The 21,968-nt window shown below is 37.2% G+C and carries 17 protein-coding genes and 1 pseudogene; 16 read left to right on the top strand and 2 right to left on the bottom strand.

Annotated elements, in window-relative coordinates; genetic code table 11:
- The first annotated feature begins 58 nt into the window (after window positions 1-58).
- The 11 genes from JFV29_RS02945 to JFV29_RS02895 all read left to right on the top strand — a co-directional run bounded on the left by JFV29_RS02945 (window position 59) and on the right by JFV29_RS02895 (window position 14,190).
- Window positions 59-1,639, top strand: a complete 1,581-nt coding sequence (locus tag JFV29_RS02945) for a benzoate-CoA ligase family protein (RefSeq protein WP_201181155.1) — start codon at window positions 59-61, stop codon at window positions 1,637-1,639.
- A gap of 203 nt (window positions 1,640-1,842) precedes the next feature.
- Window positions 1,843-3,633, top strand: coding sequence for an adenine deaminase C-terminal domain-containing protein (locus JFV29_RS02940; RefSeq protein ID WP_201183328.1), 1,791 nt, complete (start codon window positions 1,843-1,845; stop codon window positions 3,631-3,633).
- Between the two features lie 230 nt (window positions 3,634-3,863).
- Window positions 3,864-4,292, top strand: coding sequence for an SRPBCC family protein (locus JFV29_RS02935; RefSeq protein ID WP_201181154.1), 429 nt, complete (start codon window positions 3,864-3,866; stop codon window positions 4,290-4,292).
- A gap of 19 nt (window positions 4,293-4,311) precedes the next feature.
- Window positions 4,312-4,425: a thiolase family protein gene (locus tag JFV29_RS31550; protein ID WP_201181153.1), complete on the top strand. Its 114-nt coding sequence runs from the start codon at window positions 4,312-4,314 to the stop codon at window positions 4,423-4,425.
- Window positions 4,426-4,897: 472 nt separating this feature from the next.
- Window positions 4,898-6,508: a long-chain-fatty-acid--CoA ligase gene (locus JFV29_RS02925; protein WP_309558942.1), complete on the top strand. Its 1,611-nt coding sequence runs from the start codon at window positions 4,898-4,900 to the stop codon at window positions 6,506-6,508.
- A gap of 232 nt (window positions 6,509-6,740) precedes the next feature.
- On the top strand, window positions 6,741-8,012 hold the full coding sequence (locus tag JFV29_RS02920) for an MFS transporter (RefSeq protein WP_201181151.1): 1,272 nt from the start codon (window positions 6,741-6,743) through the stop codon (window positions 8,010-8,012).
- Between the two features lie 118 nt (window positions 8,013-8,130).
- Window positions 8,131-9,300, top strand: a complete 1,170-nt coding sequence (locus JFV29_RS02915) for a thiolase family protein (RefSeq protein ID WP_201181150.1) — start codon at window positions 8,131-8,133, stop codon at window positions 9,298-9,300.
- A 108-nt stretch (window positions 9,301-9,408) separates the two neighbouring features.
- Window positions 9,409-10,557 (top strand): acyl-CoA dehydrogenase family protein, encoded by a 1,149-nt coding sequence (locus JFV29_RS02910; protein WP_201181149.1) that lies wholly within the window; start codon window positions 9,409-9,411, stop codon window positions 10,555-10,557.
- Window positions 10,558-10,725: 168 nt separating this feature from the next.
- Window positions 10,726-11,910: a thiolase family protein gene (locus JFV29_RS02905; protein WP_201181147.1), complete on the top strand. Its 1,185-nt coding sequence runs from the start codon at window positions 10,726-10,728 to the stop codon at window positions 11,908-11,910.
- Between the two features lie 104 nt (window positions 11,911-12,014).
- Window positions 12,015-12,419 (top strand): PaaI family thioesterase, encoded by a 405-nt coding sequence (locus tag JFV29_RS02900; RefSeq protein ID WP_098174792.1) that lies wholly within the window; start codon window positions 12,015-12,017, stop codon window positions 12,417-12,419.
- 148 nt (window positions 12,420-12,567) lie between these two features.
- Entirely contained in the window at window positions 12,568-14,190 is a 1,623-nt protein-coding gene (locus JFV29_RS02895; protein ID WP_201181144.1) for a long-chain-fatty-acid--CoA ligase, read from the top strand.
- Window positions 14,191-14,334: 144 nt separating this feature from the next.
- Here JFV29_RS02895 and JFV29_RS02890 read toward each other — a convergent pair whose 3' ends face one another.
- On the bottom strand, window positions 14,335-14,988 hold the full coding sequence (locus tag JFV29_RS02890; RefSeq protein WP_201181142.1) for a hypothetical protein: 654 nt from the start codon (window positions 14,986-14,988) through the stop codon (window positions 14,335-14,337).
- Window positions 14,989-15,643: 655 nt separating this feature from the next.
- Entirely contained in the window at window positions 15,644-16,228 is a 585-nt protein-coding gene (locus tag JFV29_RS02885; RefSeq protein ID WP_201181141.1) for a DJ-1/PfpI family protein, read from the bottom strand.
- A 139-nt stretch (window positions 16,229-16,367) separates the two neighbouring features.
- Here JFV29_RS02885 and JFV29_RS02880 point away from each other — a divergent pair, with 139 nt between their 5' ends.
- The 5 genes and pseudogenes from JFV29_RS02880 to JFV29_RS02860 all read left to right on the top strand — a co-directional run bounded on the left by JFV29_RS02880 (window position 16,368) and on the right by JFV29_RS02860 (window position 21,961).
- Window positions 16,368-16,808: an Lrp/AsnC family transcriptional regulator gene (locus JFV29_RS02880; protein ID WP_201181140.1), complete on the top strand. Its 441-nt coding sequence runs from the start codon at window positions 16,368-16,370 to the stop codon at window positions 16,806-16,808.
- A gap of 430 nt (window positions 16,809-17,238) precedes the next feature.
- Window positions 17,239-17,451: pseudogene (locus JFV29_RS31545) on the top strand (DUF5316 domain-containing protein).
- 328 nt (window positions 17,452-17,779) lie between these two features.
- On the top strand, window positions 17,780-17,971 hold the full coding sequence (locus tag JFV29_RS02870) for a hypothetical protein (RefSeq protein WP_056523459.1): 192 nt from the start codon (window positions 17,780-17,782) through the stop codon (window positions 17,969-17,971).
- A gap of 464 nt (window positions 17,972-18,435) precedes the next feature.
- Entirely contained in the window at window positions 18,436-19,563 is a 1,128-nt protein-coding gene (locus JFV29_RS02865) for a PepSY-associated TM helix domain-containing protein (RefSeq protein WP_201181139.1), read from the top strand.
- Window positions 19,564-20,740: 1,177 nt separating this feature from the next.
- Window positions 20,741-21,961, top strand: coding sequence for a M20 metallopeptidase family protein (locus JFV29_RS02860; RefSeq protein ID WP_201181138.1), 1,221 nt, complete (start codon window positions 20,741-20,743; stop codon window positions 21,959-21,961).
- The last annotated feature ends 7 nt before the right edge of the window (window positions 21,962-21,968 follow it).

Raw genomic sequence — 21,968 nt, 5'->3', positions numbered from 1 at the left:
AATAAAGGATTTTAGAAAAAGGCAGGAAATTTATTAAGGTTATTGGAGGGAAATATGTGTGATAAAAACCGAGCATAAAATTAGAGGTTTGGGCGCGAGGTATAATGCTTCTTATAATTTCTTTCAAAAAAATATAGAAGTAGGCAGAGGTGATAAAGCGGCGATTTATTATGAAGATCGTTTTTACACCTACCAAGAAATCGATACATCTGCTAACCAATTTGGTGCTGCCTTAAAAGAGTTAAACATAGAGATGGAACAGCGCGTTTTACTATTATTACATGACTCTCCAGAATTCATAATTAGTTTCTTTGGTGCAATTAAAGTTGGAGCAATTCCTATTCCTGCCAACACACTTTTACCGTTAAAGGATTATGAGTTTCTATTGAATAATAGTCGTTCAAAAGTGTTGGTTACAACTTGTGAGCGCTGGGAAGAATTAAAAGTTATTAAGAACCGTTTACTCTTCTTAAAACATGTAATCCTAGTTGACGGGGAAAATCAACCCTTGAAGGAAGCAGATGAACACTCCTTTCGCGATCTAATAAAAGGCAAAGATAAAGAATTGCCTCCCTGTTATAGCAATATTAATGATCAAGCGTTCTGGCTTTATACATCAGGCAGTACGGGTGAGCCAAAGGGTGTGATTCATCTTCAAACAGATATGGAAGAAGCCTTTAAAAATTACGCCAAAAATATTTTACAGATCACTGAAAATGACATTACTTTTTCTGCTTCGAAGCTTTTCTTTGCCTATGGTTTGGGAAACGGGATGTATTTTCCGCTTGGAGCCGGAGCTACTACTGTTTTAATGCCGGACCGACCAACTGCAGAGAAAGTGTTTGAGACGATTGAAAAGTATCGTCCTACCATCTTTTTTGGGGTTCCTACCTTGTATGGATCTATGCTCAATTACCTTGAGAAGCCGAAAAAAAACTATGATCTCTCTTCGATAAGACTTTGCGTATCTGCTGGAGAGGCGTTGCCTGCCTCTTATATAGAACAATGGAAGAATGTTTTTAATTTAGATATTATCGACGGAATAGGCTCAACGGAATCTCTTCATATATATCTGTCTAATCAAGTTAATCAAATTCGGCAAGGGAGCACGGGAAAGGTTGTTCCAGGTTATGAAGCTAAAATTGTGGATGAAGATGGTCAGGAAACAGCAGTGAATGAAGTAGGAGATCTTTTAATTAAGGGTGAAAGTATTGCGGCATCGTATTGGAATCTTAATGAAGAAAATAAAAAGAAATTTATTGGTGATTGGCTTGTGACGGGAGATAAATATTTTAAGGATGAAGATGGTTTTTATTGGTATGCCGGCAGAATTGATGACATGATGAAAGTGAATGGAATCTGGGTATCGCCAATAGAAATTGAAAACGCTCTCTTATCCCATCCTGATATATTAGAAACTGCTGTTGTCGCGGTAAATGACGAAAATAATTTAATTAAACCAAAAGCCTATATTGTATTAAAAGCTGGTGTCGAACCGAAGGAAGAACTGAAACTTGAATTTAAAGGATTTATCAAAAAGGTGTTGGCACCATATAAATATCCCCGTGTCATTGAATTCGTGAATGAGTTGCCAAAAACTACAACTGGAAAAATTCAAAGATTTAAATTAAGAGGCTGAAACAAGTTAATTATTAAAGTGTAAAACCTAAACAGAAAAAAGTAATGATTAACCTTTGATAAAAGCTGGTCAAGTTTGCTCTAGAATAAGGGATCAACGCAGAAGCGTATCATTGTGTGTTTGATATTCAACCGTAGTTTTCCATTAGCAGAATTATTTTAAACGAATCTAAAGAATCTTAAAATATGGATGGGGGGCGAAGAATAGTGAAAACAAGAGCACTGAGAGATGAATTAATTGAAGTGGCGCAAGGGAAACGCCCCGCTGATATGTTAATTAAAGACGGAACAGTGATTAATGTGTATTCTGGTGAATTCCTAAAGCAAAATATTGCTTTGTATAAAGATTGCATTGCATATGTCGGGGAAAATGAAGTAACCATAAATGACGACACCACTGTAATTGATGCCAATGGTTTGTACGTGTCTCCAGGATTTATCGAAACTCATGCACATCCATGGGTTGTATACAATCCGGTAAGTGTTACAGAAAAGGTATTGCCGTTGGGAACCACGACGACTGTAAATGATAATTTGTTTTTTTATTTACACATGGGTGCCTTAGGGTTTAAACAACTTGTAGACGATTTAGAGAAATTGCCAGGGAACTTTTTTTGGTTGATTAGATTAGTTTCGCAGGCCATATTCCCAGGGGAAAGAGAATGGTTCAACCAAAAGGATATTATTGACCTACTTTCGCTAGAAAATGTCCTTGGAACAGCAGAAGTGACTCGCTGGCCGTTATTATACAATGGGGACCCAGTCTTATTAGATATTATAGATGCAGCGAAAAAGATGGGAAAAGTATCTGATGGACATAATGCCGGGTGTTCTTATGATAAATTAAATTCGATAGCAGCTTCTGGAATTAGTGCCTGTCATGAAGCTATAACAGCGGAAGAGGCTTTGGACCGTTTACGTTTGGGATTGTGGACAGTACTTCGAAATAGTTCGCTGCGTCCAGATTTGTCAAATATAATCAAGCTGATTACAGAGGGAAATGTAAGTACGAGCAGAATCTTAATGACAACAGATGGCCCGCATCCATCTTTTATTGAAAAAGAAGGATTTGTTGATGGACTAGTAAGGCAAGCGGTGGAACTAGGAGTCCCGGTTATGGAAGCAATTCAAATGGTAACCATTAATGCAGCTACATATCTCAAACAGGACGATTATATTGGGGGAATAGCTCCAGGAAAAAAAGCTGATATTTTATTGTTGCCTGACCTCGACCAGTTCCGTCCGGATTTAGTAATCTCAAACGGAGAAATAGTGGCTGAAAAGGGTAAATTAACCATACAGATGCCTGATATTGATTGGAGTAAATATTTATCTGAAAAACCATTTACATTTCCAAGAGAGATTTTAGAAAACCCAGATCTGTATATTTACCCAGAAACATCTTCAAGCAACTCAGTGCCGGTTATTTTTTTTCGAAGTAATGTAATAACTCAACGAAAAGATTTGGAGCTTCCAACTAAGAATGGATTTGTAGATCTAACAGATCAAGAAGGTCTTATGTATGCAACTCTAATCCATAGAAATGGGGAGTGGGTGACAAAAGGAATATTAGAAAAGTTTGCGATTAATTTGGATGGGATGGCCTCAACCTTTAATACAACTACTGACTTGCTTACCATCGGTAGAAACCCTGAAGCTATGGCTAAAGCTGCTGCACGTGTTTATGAAATGGGTGGTGGTGTGGTAATAGTTGATGGTGAGGAAATCATTCTTGAAATCCCTTTACAGCTAACCGGTATGATGACCACTGATCCCTCCTTTGATAAGGCAGTAGAATTTAATGATAAATTATTATCGGCACTCCAAGCACGAGGATTTCCTTTCCATGACATTTTATATACTTTATTGTTTTTAACTTGTGATTTTCTTCCGGGGCTCCGTTTAGTTCCCTTTGGGTTATACGAAGTAAAAACCGATAAAATCTTGGTACCTTCCATACCCATGACTTACTTATCAAACGAAATTAAAGCTTAAGTTAGACAAGATGATAGTAACTTAATTAAATGGAAAGCAGAATTCATTTACCCGTACAAAAGGGCGCCATTGTTAAGAAACGAAAGCCGGATTTCTCAGTGATATCAGTGAGGAATTCGGCTTTTTAATATTTAGGTATTGTTAACGTTATAAATTCTCGTATCAAAGAGTGATATAAAGCTCAATCTTAGAGCTAACTATAAAACTAAAAGAAGAAAAGAGGATAAATGATGATTAACATGCTACATCAAATTATGATAAACGCCCCTGCTGAAAAAGTATACGAAGCCATAACCACGACTGAAGGATTTAAGGGGTGGTGGACAACAGATGCTAAAGCTGGACCTCAAGTAGGAAGCATTGCTGAATTTGGCTTTTACAATCGTAAAGCTATTTTCCCAATGCACATTGATCAGCTTGAACCAGGTAAGTTGGTAGTATGGACAGCTCAACATGATATGCCAGGATGGAAAGGTACAAAAATTCGTTTTGATTTGAATGTAAATGAAAACGGAGTGACGATTGTAGACTTTAATCATTCTGGATGGGAGTCAATGGAAGGACCATATGCGATGATTAATACAACTTGGGGTTCACTTATGTACATTCTTAAGCAATATGTGGAAGTAAAAAAACCAGGTGTGTGGCATCAAGGATAAATAAGATATAAAACAGAAAATGTATTTTAATAGAAGGACAGCAGAAAACGTAGCAGAAACGTATAATATTTCCCGTAAAGCTCAAGATGCATTTGCATTGGAAAGCCAAAGGCGGGCAAATACTGGCGATTGATTCTAGAGATTTCAATTCACAAATCGTTCCATTGCTTTGTTTTGTGATTATTCTAAATGTCGGCGGTAGTTGAGTAAGTATCACTATACCAATTTCAGGTTCAGCCTCAGAATAAGACTTCTATATTGCCTCATTCATTATTCAAAAGCAATTACAGGTATAATCAGTGCTGCTATAGAATTGTATGCTTTCTAGAAGATTGAAAATCCCATCTCCGAAAAATCCCATCCTTATCTATTAAGAATTATTCTTAACTCTATTAAAAATTCAAAAATGAATTATTGGTTTTAACATGAATCCTTAAAAGTAAGGCTTTTTAAGAGAATAAAATTCATTAATGAATTGACTCATTTCGTAAAATCAAGCTGTTTACACCTATATATGTCTTGGCATGCAAGTTGCATTAATAAATAAGTATAAATCGAAAATGGAAAAATATGAAAAGATTTGTTACTAAGAGGAGGGATAAATGGTGCGAAAAACAGTAACTCAGCCATGGAAGCAATGGTATGAAGAAAGAATGAAGTTCTTACAGCTACCGGAAATATCCGTCTATACACTACTTGATAAAACAGCCAAAAAGTTTCCTGATCATACAGCCATTATTTTTGAAGACAATTTAATAGACTATAGAAATCTGAAATTGCAGGTAGACAAACTTGCAGGGAAATGGAAAGAGTTGGGTTTCGTGAAAGGAGAACGAATTGGTCTGATGATGGCCAATCATCCTTATTTTATTGTCAGTTATTACGCTGCTCAGGCGCTTGGGCTTATTGTTGTACAGCTGAATCCAATGTATAAACCGAGAGAACTATTGCAAATTTTAATAGACTCAAATGCTAAATATATTGTGTTTGATCAAACTGCTGCGAAGACAGTTGAAGAAACGAAAGGGATATATGACTTTGTAGCTTGCATTAATACAGATGACGAACAAAATGACTCTCATTCTCTTCGTTCAATGATTGAATTTGGAGAAGCAATTAAAAAGCCTGAATGTATAAATCCCTATGAAGATACTGCTGTTATTCAATACACCGGTGGTACCACTGGGAAGATGAAGGGGGTTATGCTTACTCATTATAACTTGACCTCCAACGTTGTACAGAGCTTTGAAATGTATGGGGATTCAATGATACCAGGTGAAGAAATCGTCTTGGCATCGACACCTCTATATCATGTTTATGCAATGACAAGTGCAATGAATCTAGGTATCTATATTGGAGCCTCTATTCTATTATTTCCTAAATTCGAGGTCCAAAATGTACTTGATAACATTAAAAAGTATCGTCCTACTTTTTTTCCAGGAGTTCCAAAGATGTATAACGCTTTTGTCAATCACCCGGAAATCGAAAACTATGGACTGGATTGTTTAAGAAATTGTTCTTGCGGATCAGCTCCACTTCCAGTTGAGGTAATGAAGCGATTTGAGGTGCTGACCGGTGCCAAAATTGGTGAAGGCTTTGGTTTATCAGAAGCTTCTCCATCCACTCACCGTAATCCACCCTTTGGGAAAAGGAAAATAGGAAGCATTGGCATTCCCTTTCCAGGCACAGACTGTTTGATTATTGATGATGATAATAATGAAGTGCCAAACACAGGTGTTGGAGAATTGCTTATAAAAGGCCCACAAATTATGAAGGGTTACTGGAATAATGAATCTGAAACAAAAAAGGCATTACAAAATGATTGGCTATACACTGGTGATCTCGCAGTGATGGATGAAGAGGGTTATTTCTACATTGTCGGGAGAAAAAAAGAAATGATTATTGTTAGCGGGTTTAATATTTATCCCCAAGAGGTGGAAGGAGTGCTATATGAACATCCGACTATTAAAGAGGCTGCTGTGGTGGGTATACCTCATAAAGAAATAGGTGAGGTAGTAAAAGCATTTATTGTACCGAAAGAAAACGCCTCCATTGATCTTGATGAAATAGAAGGATATTGCTATTCCCAGTTGACCCCCTACAAGGTGCCAAAAGAATTTGAAATTAGAAAAGAACTGCCGCGGAACACAGTCGGAAAACTTTTAAAAAGATTGCTTATTAAAGAAGAACTTGAAAAGGAGGAGAAAAGTGATTAAGGAAGAATGCATAGTTTGAAAGAGTAGCAGAACGGGATCCAACATGCATATTTTGTATACTCCCACGATTTAAAGTCATTTTATAAGGTATTCATTCAGAAAGATAGGGGCAAGAAGACGTTGTCATTGGGAGAACAGATGATGAAAGTAGTTCGTTTAGTATTAATTAAAGAATCAATTATTAGATTAAATTCGAAGTGTGTGAACACACAAAAAGAAAAGAGGAATTCAAATGCGTTGGGTTGTTCTCATTCTATTATTCTTTGGTGCCGTTATTAACTTTGCTGATAAATCAATCATCGGACTTGCAGCTGTACCTATCATGAAAGAATTTGATCTTTCTTATGCTGAGTGGGGACTTGTCGGAAGTAGTTATTATTGGCTATATCCAGTAACAGGTATTTTCGGGGCAGCGTGGGCGGATCGGCTTGGGGCAAAAAAAGTACTTGGATTCATCATGCTGACATGGACGGTTTTGCAATTCGGGGTTTTGGCCATTGCAGCGTTGCCGTTTCTGATTCTCTACAGAATTTTACTAGGTGCATTTGAAGGGCCGTATAGCCCAGTTGCTTACAGTCATGCGGATAAGTGGTTTCCTCCCAAACTAAAAGGGTTTGCTAATTCGGTAGTGGTTGGCGGGGGAACTGTTGGGGCAATGATTGTTGCACCAATCCTCGTTTCTTTAATTACCATTTTCGGATGGAAGGTTGCCTTTGCCGCTCTTGGTGTAGCAAGTCTTGTTTGGTTCTTCCTATTTCAATTTTTAACAAAGGAAAATCCTGTTGAAGTTTATGAAAATGTACAGAAGAAAAAGAAAGAAAAACTAGAGAAAATTAAAGTGAAAGATTTTCTGGTGCTTCTAGCGTCACCTACTGCTTTATTTACTACCCTCGCTTACTTTTCAACCTATATTCTTGTTGTTTGGTTCTCAGTGTGGCTGCCTATTTATTTAGTGGAAGCCGTTAAGATGACACCCGGTCAGATGGGATCGAGTGTGGCAATAATCGGAGTCGTTTCCGTTTGTATTTATATGGGTGTTTCTATGCTGTCTGATTATTTATTTAAGAAAAATCAAAATTGGCGGTCATCAAGAGTATTCGTTGTAGCTGGTGCAATGATCTTGGGTGCAATATTTTTTTCATCAATCATGGTTTTTCAAAATCCAATTTGGGTGATTCTTGCGATGTGTTTAGCAAAGGGCCTTACATATGCCATATTACCAATAGGCCCAACGATTATGATAAATGAGATGCGTGAACGCGGTGGATTGATGACAAGTATTTTAACTTCATCAGGTAACATAGCAGGGATTATTGCTCCTCTTTTAACCGGATATATCATAGGTTTAGCTGGAGGAAATAAAATATTAGGCTATAACTTATCTATTTTGTTCATGGCCATACTTGTTTTGGCTTTTGGCATACTATTTGCCCTATTTGTAAAACCGTCTAAATCAAAAGGGAATAAAGATGAACAGAAAGACTATAATCTTAAATCCTCATAAGCTTGGTCTCAATAGCTGATTATAAAATGATACTAATGAAAATAAATGACAGGTTATTTTCTTGATAGCCTTGATATGAAAAGGGTTGAATTACAAAGAAAAAGGAGCGGATGGAGAAATGAATAGAGATGCGGTCATTGTTTCAGCAGTACGAACAGCAATTGGGAAACAAGGAGGCGAACTAGCGTCAGTTCCCGCCCACGTATTTGGTGCTGAGGTGATAAAAGAAGCTTTAATACGAGCGAATGTAAATCCTGAAATGGTCGATGATGTTATTTTGGGGAATGTTTTAAGCGGCGGTGGAAACATCGCCAGGTTAACCGCGCTGCAAACAGGCTTTTCTATTCAGCTGCCGGGCCTGACTATTGACCGTCAGTGCGGATCAGGAATTAATGCTGTCAATCTAGCTGCTCAGGCAATCTGGGCTGGTGATGGAGAAGTTTATATCGCAGGTGGAGTTGAAAGTATGAGCAGGGCGCCTTACTTGATGGATCGTCCAGAAAAAATATATAGTTCAATGCCCCCGAAGTTCAGAAAATCACAGTTGTCTCCAAAAGATATCGGTGATCCGCCAATGGGAATAACCGCTGAAAACTTAGCTGAAAAATATGAGGTCAGCAGAGAAGAACAAGATGAATTCGCTTTCCAAAGCCAGAAAAAAATGGCCAGAGCAATGGAAGAGGGCCGTTTTAATGAGCAAATTGTTCCAGTGAGCATTCCAGTTAGAACGGGAGAGCCTAGCGAATTCAAATTTGATGAACATCCACGACCGCATATAACTAAAGAAGAGCTTGCAAAATTATCTCCAGCGTTTTTAGAAGGTGGATCCGTGACCGCTGGCAATAGTTCAGGGTTAAATGATGCCGCATCTGCCCTGGTCATAATGTCGAGGGAGAAAGCAGAAAAATTGGGGAATAAGCCGTTAGCAACAATTAGAGCACATGCTGTTGCAGGTGTAGATCCAAACATTATGGGAATCGGACCTGTTCCCGCTATAAGAAAGGTAATGGAAAAGTCAGGACTTTCGTTAAATGATATGGACATTATTGAAATTAATGAGGCCTTTGCAGCTCAAGTGATTGCTTGTAACCGGGAGCTTGATATGAATCCTGCAAAAGTGAATGTGAATGGCGGGGCCATCGCTCACGGACATCCACTGGGTGCTACAGGTGCAATCCTAATTACGAAAGCGTCCTATGAATTGAAGCGATCTGGCGGAAGATATGCTCTTATTACAGCTTGCATTGGAGGTGGGCAGGGAATTGCTACGATTATTGAAAGTGATTGATGATTTTTTGCTTATCATTATCCAGGAAAAATTCGTATAAAATGTGATTGTTTCGATCTTAATCTTAGTAGTCAGTTAAGTGAGCAAACCTAAGGAGGAGCATGAATTATGACGATTACTTTAAATAAAGAAATGGTGCAAATGAAGAATATGATTCGTAATTTTGTTGAAAAGGAAGTAGAGCCTTACGCACAACAAATTGAAGAAGAAGATGCCATCCCGCAGCATTTAGTTGAAAAATCCAAAGAACTCGGTTTATTCGGGATAAGCATTCCTGAACAATACGGTGGAATTGGCTTAAATGCGGTAGAAAAGGCTACCGTTTTAGAGCAGTTAGGAAGAACACATAATGGTTTTGTTTCATTAATTAGTGCTCACACCGGGATTGGAAGCACAGGTCTAGTTAAGCTTGCATCCGAACATTTGAAAAATAAATATTTGCCTGAAATGGCAGCTGGTAACAAAATTGCCGCCTTTGCTCTATCTGAACCCGGAGCAGGATCGGATGCAACAAATTTGGCAACAAGCGCAGTGAAAAAGGGAGATTATTGGGTTATGAACGGAACGAAGCATTTCATCACTAATGGGCCGATTGCTGATGTCTATACGGTATTTGCCTTAACCGATAAAGAAAAGGGTGCAAAAGGCGGAATTACTGCATTTTTAATAGAAAGAGATTTTCCTGGCTTAACTGTCGGTAAAAAAGACAAGAAAATGGGATTAAGAGGATCGTATACATCCCAAGTTATTTTCGAAGATTGTATTATTCCTGAAGAAAACGTAATTGGTGAAGTTGGAATGGGGTATATGTCAGCACTTAAAATCTTAGGTGAAGGGCGTGTCGGTCTGGCAGCAAGAGCGGTTGGATCATGCGGTAAATTAATTGAATTATCTGCTAAATATGCGAAAGAGCGTATTCAATTCGGCAAACCAATTGCAGACAACCAGGCAATTCAATGGATGCTTGCAGACATGGCAACGGAAACAGAAGCGGCAAGAGCGTTAACGATGATGGCGGCGCAAAAGATTGATGAAGGGAAAAAGGTGATTAAGGAAGCATCAATGGCAAAACTATTTGCTTCTGACGTTTTTAATCGAGTAGCGGATAAGGCTGTTCAAATTCACGGGGGTATGGGGTATATGGCGGAATATCCAGTTGAGCGTTTTTATCGGGATGCCCGCATTACGAAGATTTATGAAGGAACAAATGAAATTCAACGTTTAATTATCGCTAGGAATATATTGGAAGTGTACTAAGCGTCTTCTGTCTCGGAAACCATGGACTTAAGCATTAAAGAGTAAGGAGTTAGGGGTTCTGCTAAAACGGTAAAAGTATATTACTGAAGCCAATGAGAAATACGGATGATGCGTAGTGGCAGATAAACCTGTACATATGCACATTAAAATTTCAAGGGGGAGAATGAAATGGGAGAAGATATTGTAATCGTGAGCGCTGTCCGAACACCAATTGGACGATACGGAGGTGCGTTTAAAGAAATTAGTTCGGGTCATTTGGCGAGTATTGCCATCAAAGAAGCGATCAAACGGGCAAATATAGAGGCTGAACAGGTCGATGAAGTTATCTTGGGAGAGGTTAGACAAACGACCGAATCGTCCAATGTCGCGAGAGTGGCAGCACTTCGTTCAGGAATCCCTGATTCTGCACCCGCTTTTACAGTGAATCGATTATGTGCATCAGGAATGCAGGCCATCACTTCAGCTGCACAGCAAATAAGGTCTGGTCAAGCTAATATAGTCGTTGCAGGCGGCACGGAAAATATGAGCCGTTCACCAATTTATTTAAGAAGTGCTCGTTTTGGTGGAGACCGGACTAAACTTGTAGATTCAAATACTGAAGCTGGACAGCAACCTCAAGAAATTTACGGAGAAAACTTAGGAATGGGGATCACAGCTGAAAATGTCGCAATACGATACAAGGTCTCTAGGGAAGAACAAGATGCTTTTTCGGTTGGAAGCCAACGAAGAGCGGCTAAAGCGATGGATGAAGGAAAGTTTAAGGATGAGATAGTTCCTGTCCAGGTTATTGATAGGAAGAGTACGATTACAATTGAAAAAGATGAATATCCTCGCCCTGACACCACTAGGGAAAAACTTGCAAACTTAAAGCCGGCATTCAAAGAAAATGGAACGGTTACCGCTGGAAATGCATGTGGTCGAAATGACGGAGCTTCGGCATTGGTATTAATGAAGGCGAGTGAGGCTACACGGTTAGAATTAAAACCAATTGCAAAGATTGTAGACTGGGCGACTGCGGGGGTTTCTCCTGAAGTGATGGGAATCGGTCCGGTGCCAGCCGCTGGGAAACTATTGGAACGCACCGGGAAAAAAGTAGAAGAAATTGGCCTTTTCGAATTAAATGAAGCGTTTGCCTCACAGGCATTGGCAGTGATTCGGGAGTTAGGCCTTGATGAAAACAAGGTCAATGTTAATGGAGGCGCAATAGCACTCGGACATCCAGTTGGATCAACGGGTGCCCGTATCGTGACAACATTAATACATGAAATGATTCGCAGGCAAGAAAGATATGGAATTGCTACCCTTTGTGTAGGCGGCGGCCAAGGAATGGCCATTTTGATCGAAACGATTTAAAGAATGTCCATTAAAGGAGTAGAAACTCATTATGTTTTTTCTCCTTTCGGTACATAAGTTAGAAGGATGTAATAGCAAGGGAACTAGAGAGGAGAAGTGACATTTTGCCTGTTAAAGTGGAGGATATTCGCAACCTATTCGAAAGTAGTTCATTCTTTTCACATATAGGGTTTGAAATCGTTCGATTTGAAGAAGGGAATGTTCTTTTAAAGCTTAATATCGAAGAACATTTACTCAATGTAAATGGAACACTGCACGGAGGTATTCATGCTACCATGCTGGATACTATTCTTGGAATGGTGACTCGTACTGTGACTAAATCTAAAGTTGTGACGACAAGCTTAACCGTCCATTATCTAGCCAGTATGTCATCAGGAGAATTATTTGCGGAAGCAAAAGTCCTTCAACAAGGGTACAAAATTGCCTTTACAGAGGGAGAAATTAAAGATTCCAAAGGCAATATTATTGCAAAAGGCACTGGGGTATTTAAACTAATTCGTGATAAATGAAAATGGGTTGTCCAATTGTCAACGAAATTCAGGTTAAAGTGATAGTCAAGAATCACTAATAAAGGTTTAATAAAGAAGAGCCAAAGAATGGATTGGTTCTTACATAATTTGCAGAGTTCTACTTTTATTTGTAGAAAAAGTAATAGGAGTGAGGGAATTGATTAGAACTTGGCATGAATTTTATCCGAAAGAGACTCCTTTAGAAATCGAGATCCCATTATTGTCATTATACGATTTATTAGAAAATTCGGCTCAACAATACCCAACTAATAAAGCAGTTATAGATGGTGAGAAGGAACTAACTTATTTGGAATTGAAGAATGCATCAGATCGTTTTGCTGCGGATTTATACAATAGAGGGTTTCAAAAGAACAATCGTATAGCACTCATGCTACCAAATTGTCTAGAATATATTATCGCCTATTATGCAATTCATCGTTTGGGTGGTGTGGTTGTTCAGGTAAATCCCTTGTATCAGCCAAATGAATTAGATTATATTTTACGGGATTCCGAAGCCACATGGTTTATTGGGCATGATAAACAAAAGAAAAAGTTAGAGCAAATCGGTTTGACTGACGAGTTTATGATTATTTCAGCTAATAATATGTTGGAAAACAGCCTTTATTCTTGGAGTGCGGCAGGAAATAAGGATCTTCCTGAAATGGATATTAATCCTAAAGAAGATCTAGCTGTTCTTCAATATTCTGGAGGAACAACAGGGAAGTCTAAAGGGGTCATGCTCACACATTTTAACTTAATCTCCAATGTCCATCAAGACTTTACATTTACGGCAAATGCCCTTCAACTCAAAAGACCTGGTGAGCGTATGCTTGGATTGACACCATTATTTCATGTTTTTGGTAATGGCCGTTTGAATAGTTCTGTTTATGCAGGATCGACTTATATCACTTTAGAAAAGTTTGAATTAAACAAGGTGGTAGATTTAATTCGGAAACACCGGCCAACCATTTTCCCAGGCGTTCCGACTATGTATATCGCTTTACTAAATCATCCAGATTTGACTGCTGACGATTTAAGTTGCTTTAAATACTGTAGCTGCGGTTCAGCTCCTCTCCCGATAGAAGTCATTAATCAATTTGAAGAAAAATTGGGTATTTCGATATCTGAAGGATTCGGTATGTCGGAAACTTCACCTACCACTCATCGGAATCCTGTGATAGGTCAAAGAAAGCCAGGAAGTATTGGAATCCCGTATCCTAATACCGATGCTAAAATTGTGGATATCGAAACAGGGATACATGAATTGCCAACTGGTCAGGTTGGTGAACTGATCATTAAAGGCCCGCAGGTGACGAAGGGTTATTGGAAAAATCTTGAGGAAACTGCAACGGCTTTGCGGGACGGTTGGTTATATACTGGAGACATCGCGAGGATGGATGAAGAAGGATATTTCTATATTGTAGGCAGAAAGAAGGATATGATAATTGCTAGCGGCTACAATATTTACCCAATTGAAGTGGAAGATATCATCTATCAGCACCCGAGCGTAGAGGAAGCATGTGTTTTTGGAGTACCAGATAAATATCGAGGGGAAACAGTCAAAGCGGCTATTGTTCTAAAGAAAGGGATGTGTGTAACGGAGCAGGAAATCATGGATTTCTGCTATAAACGTTTGGCCAGATATAAGGTGCCGCGTAGATTTGAGTTCAGGGAACAATTGCCGAAATCTACCGTAGGGAAAATATTGCGGCGAATATTATTGGAAGAAGAAATGGAGAAGCAAACTACAATAACTAAAGGTGAAAGGTAAGCGTACTTGTTATTAAAAAACTTTGGGTCTGTAATAAGTGATTCAGAGCTTACTATTCATATAAACATCAAGAAAGTACCCTAAATAAGGGGAATTTAAAAAAGGTTAACCTTATTTAGGGTTTTCTATCGTTTTTCTACCAATCTATTTTCCTTTTAGAGAAATCGTAAACGAAGTCCCCTTAACTAATAATTCATGAGAAACACCATCTGCTATATCATCTGTAGTAAATGAAAAGGAAGTGAGCTCATCAATGTTTTCTTCTGAATCAATTAATAAACTAATTATGCCTTTTCTTGTTTCCCCTGGTTGGTAATCTGAGCGACTGACTTTTTTTGTCCCAATTAAAGTATCCCCGGAGTGGATGAAATTTTTAGACGGCACATTATATGTAAGTTCATTATTAAATGTAACATTTTCCATGCTGAAAAATTGGAGCTCTTTGGAGTCTTTATTTTTCACAGAATACGTTATTTCAAGATAAGAAACCTCTTCGCCTATATCCGTTTTAGACCACGCAACCTGTTGATCGATTTCCTCCATGCTTAAATTTTCTTTATAGTATATTGAATAAGCTTCTTCAAAACTTAATCCCGTATAGGACTTGAGCTCTTCTTTTGCCTCTTCTTCGAGGGAAGATAATTGAATCCTGCGGATATCCTTGATTGTGATGACCATAGGTGCTAATTCAAACGACTCATTTATTGACTTTGATTCTAGTAAAGTGAAAGTTCCCCAATTTTTTTGATGGACCTTATCGCCAACTTTATCGAGATGGGTCCCACCATATTCCTGCACCTCAGGAATATTGACTTCCTTAGCTTCTATATTTTTCCGTTTTTCCGATTTATTTTGGTTGTCAAAATAATAGAAGGTTAATACGCTTACTAAAATAAGTATAAATCCTGCAATTGTTGATATGACCCATCTTTTATGGATATCTCATCCCTCCTTGTCTTAAACCCTTGATGTAACAAACTATAATATATCATTTTTTCGCCAATGGTGGGATTAAGCACCTGAAAGTGACAGGTTAGTTTAATATGAGTTTATATTATGTGTTAAAATTTGGATAGTGAAAAAGTCACAGAATAATTAAGGAGGGTTGTCTATGTAAGGGTTGGAGGTATTTTCCTTTTTAATCTGATGAATTGAGTTTAGCAGGAGACGCTACATCCTTCTACTTGTTTCTTATAATTTTAGGATTGAGCATAATCAATTCATTTATTTTTTTAAAAATAAAACAGTAACGCTAATGTGAGATAGATAATGAGAGAATTACATAGTAATAATAAAGAGTTTTTTTCTTAAAGTAACGGGTGCTTTACTTCAATAAGGGAGTTGCTTTGGTATCTTTTTTCCTATGGAAATAACGCACCCGTTTGATCAATAAGGTTAAAATAAAGTAAATTGAATTTGGGTAAAATAATCTCTTTCTACTTTGTACTTTTGTTTAGGTAAATCCCATGAGGTCTTTCACATGATGTGCATTTTCTTTAGACGTCAGCATTTCCAGCAATAGAAATGCCACATCAAAAGCGGTACCTGGATTTGAAGATGTAATAATATTGTCGTCAAGAACAATTCTCTCATTTTGTATGTTTGTGCAGAAATGCTTTAACTGCTCTTTTCTTTTGCTCGTTGGATGATCGTAGGTTGTAGCTTTTCTATCAATGAGAATGCCACTTTTACCAAGTGCTAACGATGCAACACAAATGCTAGCAATAGGTTTTTGTCCAGCGTGAAAATGCCGGATAACGTTTAAAAATGACTCATTGAATGCGTCTTCATAAAAGCCGGCCTCTTCAAATCCACCAGGAATAGCCAGTGCATCGAAATCATCTAATTGAATGTCATCAACTGTTTTTTCGGGTACGACGGTGAAATTCCATGTGCAAGTTAACTTGTCCCTAAGACCGACTGTCACAACCTCAGTCGAACCGTCCCCTTCCCATTTATTCCAACCAAGCACATCTGTAAATACGCTAGCCTCCACAGCTTCAAAGCCATCAGCTAATAACAATAATATTTTTTTCATCCTATATCTCCTCCGATGTCTTTATTATATGAGCATACAGAGTTATATTACATAAGTTCAAAAAGGATATTAGTTTATTTTCATTTAAATAATAAAGAATTTAGTTTATTCTATTTAATAAAAAAAGGTGAGGGGAAATATGGATCAAGTAGATAAAAAAATAGTGAGGGAATTGCAATTAAATGCCAAAATTTCTATGAAGGAATTAGCAGAAGTCGTTCATTTATCTTCTCCAGCAGTTACAGAGCGTGTTCGCAAGCTAGAAGAGCAGCAAATTATTGAAGGTTATCATGCACATGTCGCATTGAAAAAAATGAATCGACCAATGTATGCTATTATATTGTTCGAGTCAAAGGAATGTAAAGCATTAGCGAACTTTTGTCATAACCATCCGGATGTACTTGAGTGTTATCGAGTAGCAGGAGAAATTAGCTATATTATCAAAATAGCAACACATTCTGTCGAGAGTTTAGAACAATTTATCGATGCGTCAATGCAATATGGTACACCTTCAACAAACATTGTGTTATCTTCCCATAAAAAAAAGATAATTGATCCTTTTTTAGCGGAAGAACAATAGTTTGAGCTATGTTGTCATGAGTAAAGAATATATTGAACAAAGCAATTATTTTTGATATGGACAGACGATATTCAAACAAGTTTAATTAAAGAACTAGCATTGGAAGGGACAAATAAAAGGACACTTATTCAAAATGTATCTATATTCTAATGGAGATTTCATGTGAATCCAAATACTTCGTAAGCGTAAGTCTTCAACTAAAGAGGGCTATATTTCAATATGGGAGTTGCTTCAGCAGCTCTTTTTCTTATGAGTTAACGGTGGAGGTTGAATAAATTGTTAAAATTTATAAATATTATAAAGTGTAATTAAAAGGAAAAAAATTGAAGATTATAAAAAGTAAAAAACAATAAGGGGGCATTGTTAATGAAGAAATTGGTATCGTGGTGGTAGCTCTTCTCATTTCAGTATTTTAAACGATTTCACTTTATTGAATAAAATTACTAGGGTTGTTGCAATAATCTCATTGGTATTAAGTGCTTTGTTTTCTGGAGCTTTCGTGGATGGGGATAGGCTGTGAAGAAATTTACAATCTGAATCAAAAGAAGATAGAAGACAAAGATTTTCACAAACTAATACAATTTTATTGATTGGGCTACCCAATATATTAATCGCATCGGTTAGTTATTTTTTAATGCGATAAAAGGAAAAAAGAGTTATATGCGCTTCCTCCATTACAAGTTAGGCAGGTGGTTTCTGAATAAGGGGAATTGCCGTTAATTCTTGCATGGCACGTTCCGCCAAGCTTTTAAACATATCTGCTTCTTCATTATATATCTGACATAGCGGCTATACCTCCCGCATTTTACTCAGATGGAGAGTATAACCTGTTTTTTGAAATTCGTATTGGTATGTTGGTAGATTATTCTTTCATTTTAGTTTCCTTTCTAAAACGTAGTTGTCTTTTATAAAAAAAGAAAACGCTTTCAATTGATGCTAATTTTTTGTATAGTTGAATTAGGAGGTGCTTTATGGAGGAAGAAAAAAGTTCTCTTTACGATAGACTACCTTTAGATTTATTGGCCGGATTCTTTTATGAAATAAATAAGAACATAGAAAAAGGAATCTTATCTAATGCTATGTATCATGAAATTAGACTGATTGAACAATCAGCCTTAAAAAGAGGTATCTCACTTGAATATTCACATGATAAGGCTTATTAATAAAGAATAAAATTTTAACTCCTAGCATGTATTATGCTAGGAGTTAATTTTATTTTTGAACATTAATGTATAGTACAGTCAGAGTGAAATCAGGAAAAGGCGGATTTGCCTTGATAATGCTTGTATCGAATCTTGCTTTTCGCATCTCAAAACAGAGACAGCGCACTTTTCTTCATATCAAACAGAAGAAGATCTCGTGAAAGCCATTGGGGAATACAGCTGGTTTTACCACCACGAACGTTTCTAGGAAAAATTACACGTTTTTGAACACATTTTCTAAAAGTGGATGTTCCAAAAGTATAACTTTTGGGGCATCTCTCTTTATTATAGTTAGGTTCTCTAAAGATTATCAAATAAGGGTTGTGTAGACTTTTACAAGTTTTTATTGACAATGATAATCATTCTCTTTATATTATTGATTATCATTCATAATTTCATACTACTTTTGGAAAGAAGGCATTTCTATGAAAACACGTAGAATCATCGCAAAAATTCATTTAAGGCTTAGTATGCTAGCAGGGGTTTTTATAGTACTGATTGGCTTAACAGGAAGTTTGCTTGTCTTTGAACCTGAACTAAACAGCATGCTGCATCCTAATTTGTATAAGGTAACAGAAGGAAAAAAAGTTACGTACCAGCAAGCCTTGCAGGTTGTATCAGAATCACATCCAAAAGGTCAAATTGACCGTGTATACACTCCAAGTGAACCTAACGCTCGAGGAGTTTACCTATTCCGCCTTAAAGAAGGAGAAGAACAAAAAAACATATTTGTCGATCCAGGAACAGGATACATAAACGGAACATTAGGGGATAAAGCATTATTTAATCTAATAGCGGAGTTTCACGAACAGCTGCTGTTAAAAGATTTCAATGGTGAGAAAATCATCGGTACGATTGGAATTATTTTCCTTTTTATTACATTATCAGGATTATATTTATGGTGGCCGGGGATTAAAAAATGGGCGCGTGGGTTTATTTTAAGACGTAATGCTAACCCTTATGTACGGCAATATGATCTACATAAAGTCATTGGTGGAGTTTCCATTCCGTTTTTATTGGTTGTTTCGTTAACAGGAGCACTTTTTGTGTATGATGAAATGATTTTTGGTTGGTTTGGTGCAAAAGCAAAGGTGATGCCTCCAGAAGAGCAGCTTATCTCAAAAGCCCTTCCAACTGGAAAGCTTCCACTTGATGAATTGATAAGTAGGGCTGAAAAAGCAGTACCTCAGGGAACACTTATGCAAGTTAGAATGCCTGATAAGGTGGAAAGAGGAACTCCAGAAGGCGCAGTGGAATTTCGTCTCAGCGGTTCATTCGATCCAGGGAATGGAAATGTAAAAGTATGGTTAGATCAGTATAGCGGGAAAGTAGTGGGCAAGCTAGATCCACGTGTTAATAGTGGGCTTATGTATCAAACATGGCACCTACCATTACATACCGGTAGTTTTGGTGGCTTATTTACTAAAATTTTGTATGCTATCGGTGGTCTTACTCCATCTATACTGATGTTCACTGGTGTCTATATGTGGTGGTATAAGAAAAAGAACAAGAACAAACGGAAACAGAAAATCGACTCAAGAGCCGTAGCATAAACTCACGGCGATTTGAAAGCCCTTGTTATCTTATCGCTTATATCCCTGTCAAGTAAATTGTAAGAAAAATTATTTACTCAAAACGGGAGAGTTCAAAGATGTCGCTTAATTAAAAAAAGATTGATGGATGATAGGTTTGTGAACAGTTTGATTGGATTCTTTTCAATTTTAGATCATGCCTTTTATAGTAAAGTCGTTTGTAAAGGTACATTTTTACAGGAAAAGCCCTTATTTGAAGAAAAAAGGGCTTTTTCGTATTTTGTTCGTTTAAGAGTGTTTATGTAAACTAGCTTTCTATTTTTGCTTTTTTTAGAACTAAAAGGGTAGGTTAAGAAAAAAGTGATCCTTAGAAGATGTCGTAATTGACTCAAGGAGTATGTAAAACAGCTAAAAAAGAGGATATTTCCCGGCATTAAACATCAAAGGGTGCTATTCATTTGTAATTTGGAGTTAGCTAATTAAGTTAGATCTACTTTATCAGTGATATCGTTGGTTGCTTAAGCATCTGCTTGCTGTTGAAATTGATCATGTAGAATAGCTTTTGTTTCAGCACGAAAGTTTTTTTCTTTTGATATGAGGATCGAGGTGTGTTCGAATTCTAGTTTTAATTCTTAACACTATCTTTAGTTGTTATCGCTGGAAGACTATTGTCCAATGCTTATACTTGGGCAATGCACTTTGAAAATCGTTCAGTTTTAGCCAACTAATAAACCAATATGGTACTTTATTACAGATAAGAGGGATGGCTAACGTCAGAAAACTGACTCTCAAAGTTTCTAGGAAGTAGTTTTTACACCAGCCTTTTTATGACCTTCTTCTAAAGTCGTACACGTCCTCAAAAAAGCTAACTCTTTTAGCTTTCCTTGTCTTGTTCAAGTCCGCTCCTCACTTATTAACTCCATAAGATCCGGTCCTAAAAATTGTCGCTCCCATACATCTAACTCTTTTTGTTCTCCTTTTTGAACACTCACTTATTGCGAATAATGAATTTATTGTATTTTCAATATTTACAGTTAATATTTGAAATGGTAGTATAGCAATATCTATTAAGAGTTATCGAATTATAGGGTTTTTTTAGAGAAATCATTTTTTTATAATAATGAAAGTTTATCTAACTAAAATATTATTATTATAGTAAGAATATTTTGTATATATTTTTCTTTAGGGGATGATGATGATGAGTATCAAAAATCTTTCAAATTCATTAAAGCCAGCTGAAATAGTAGAGCAAACATCTGGAATATTTGAAGAAGCTGTGAGATTAAGAAGAATGATCCATGAAAATCCTGAGCTTGGATTTGAAGAGCATAAAACGGCTGAAATTATTGCGAATTATTTAAAAGAGCTTGGAATTGAAGTGACAACGGGAGTAGCTAAGACAGGTATTGTTGGTATTCTTCGTGGAGAGAAAGAGGGTCCTGTGCTTGCTTTACGAGCGGATATTGATGCTTTACCTATTCAGGAGAAAACAGATGTAAGCTACAAATCTAAAAATCCTGGGGTTATGCATGCTTGCGGACATGATATGCATACTGCAATGTTACTATCTGCCGCTAATATTTTATCTCAAAATAAGCATAATATTTCGGGTACGATAAAATTCATTTTTCAACCTGCTGAAGAGATGAAGGGCGGTGGAATAATGATGGTTGAGGAAGGTGTATTAAATAACCCTCCCGTTGACCATGCTTTTGCTTTTCATGTTTGGCCTGAGTTAGAAACTGGAATATACGGTTTTAGAAATGGTGCGATTATGGCAAGTATGGATTCTTTTGATGTTATTTTAAAAGGTAAACAAGGTCACGGGGCAGCACCTCATCAAGGAGTAGATGCTATTGTGGGCGCTGCTCATGTTGTAACAGCTCTACAAACAATTGTTAGCAGAGAAACAGATCCAGTAGATTCTGTTGTTATTACAATCGGAACAATCGAAGCGGGAGATGGCTATAATATCATTCCTGAAAAAGCTAGTTTTAAAGGAACTGTACGAACACTTAATGCGAACACTCGTAAGGAAGTTGCTGAAAGTATTCAACGAATTATCGAGGGAGTAGCTTCCGCTCTAAAATTAGAAGTTGAAATAAACTATAACTTTACAGTGGGGTATCCTGTTACAATGAATGATCCAAAATTTAATGAACATACTGCTTCTATTGCTACTGAATTATTTGGAGAAAACTCAGTGCAGTGGTTGAGTAAACCAAGTATGGCAAGTGAAGATTTTGCTTTCTATCTAGAAAAAGTTCCGGGTACATTTGTATTCTTAGGAGTAGGAGAGAATCCAGAGGATCCTATGAAGCTACATAGTGACGTATTTTTACCAGATGAAAAAGCGATGATCCAAGGGATTTCTCTTATCGTTGGACTAGCATTAAATACTACTGAAAAAATTCAATAAGTTAAAA

Origin of the sequence: Peribacillus sp. TH16 (assembly GCF_016651095.1) — a bacterium.
In the GTDB taxonomy this organism is placed as follows: domain Bacteria; phylum Bacillota; class Bacilli; order Bacillales; family DSM-1321; genus Peribacillus; species Peribacillus butanolivorans.
Note: the sequence above shows the minus strand (reverse complement) of the source record. Positions and strands in the feature narration are given on the sequence as shown.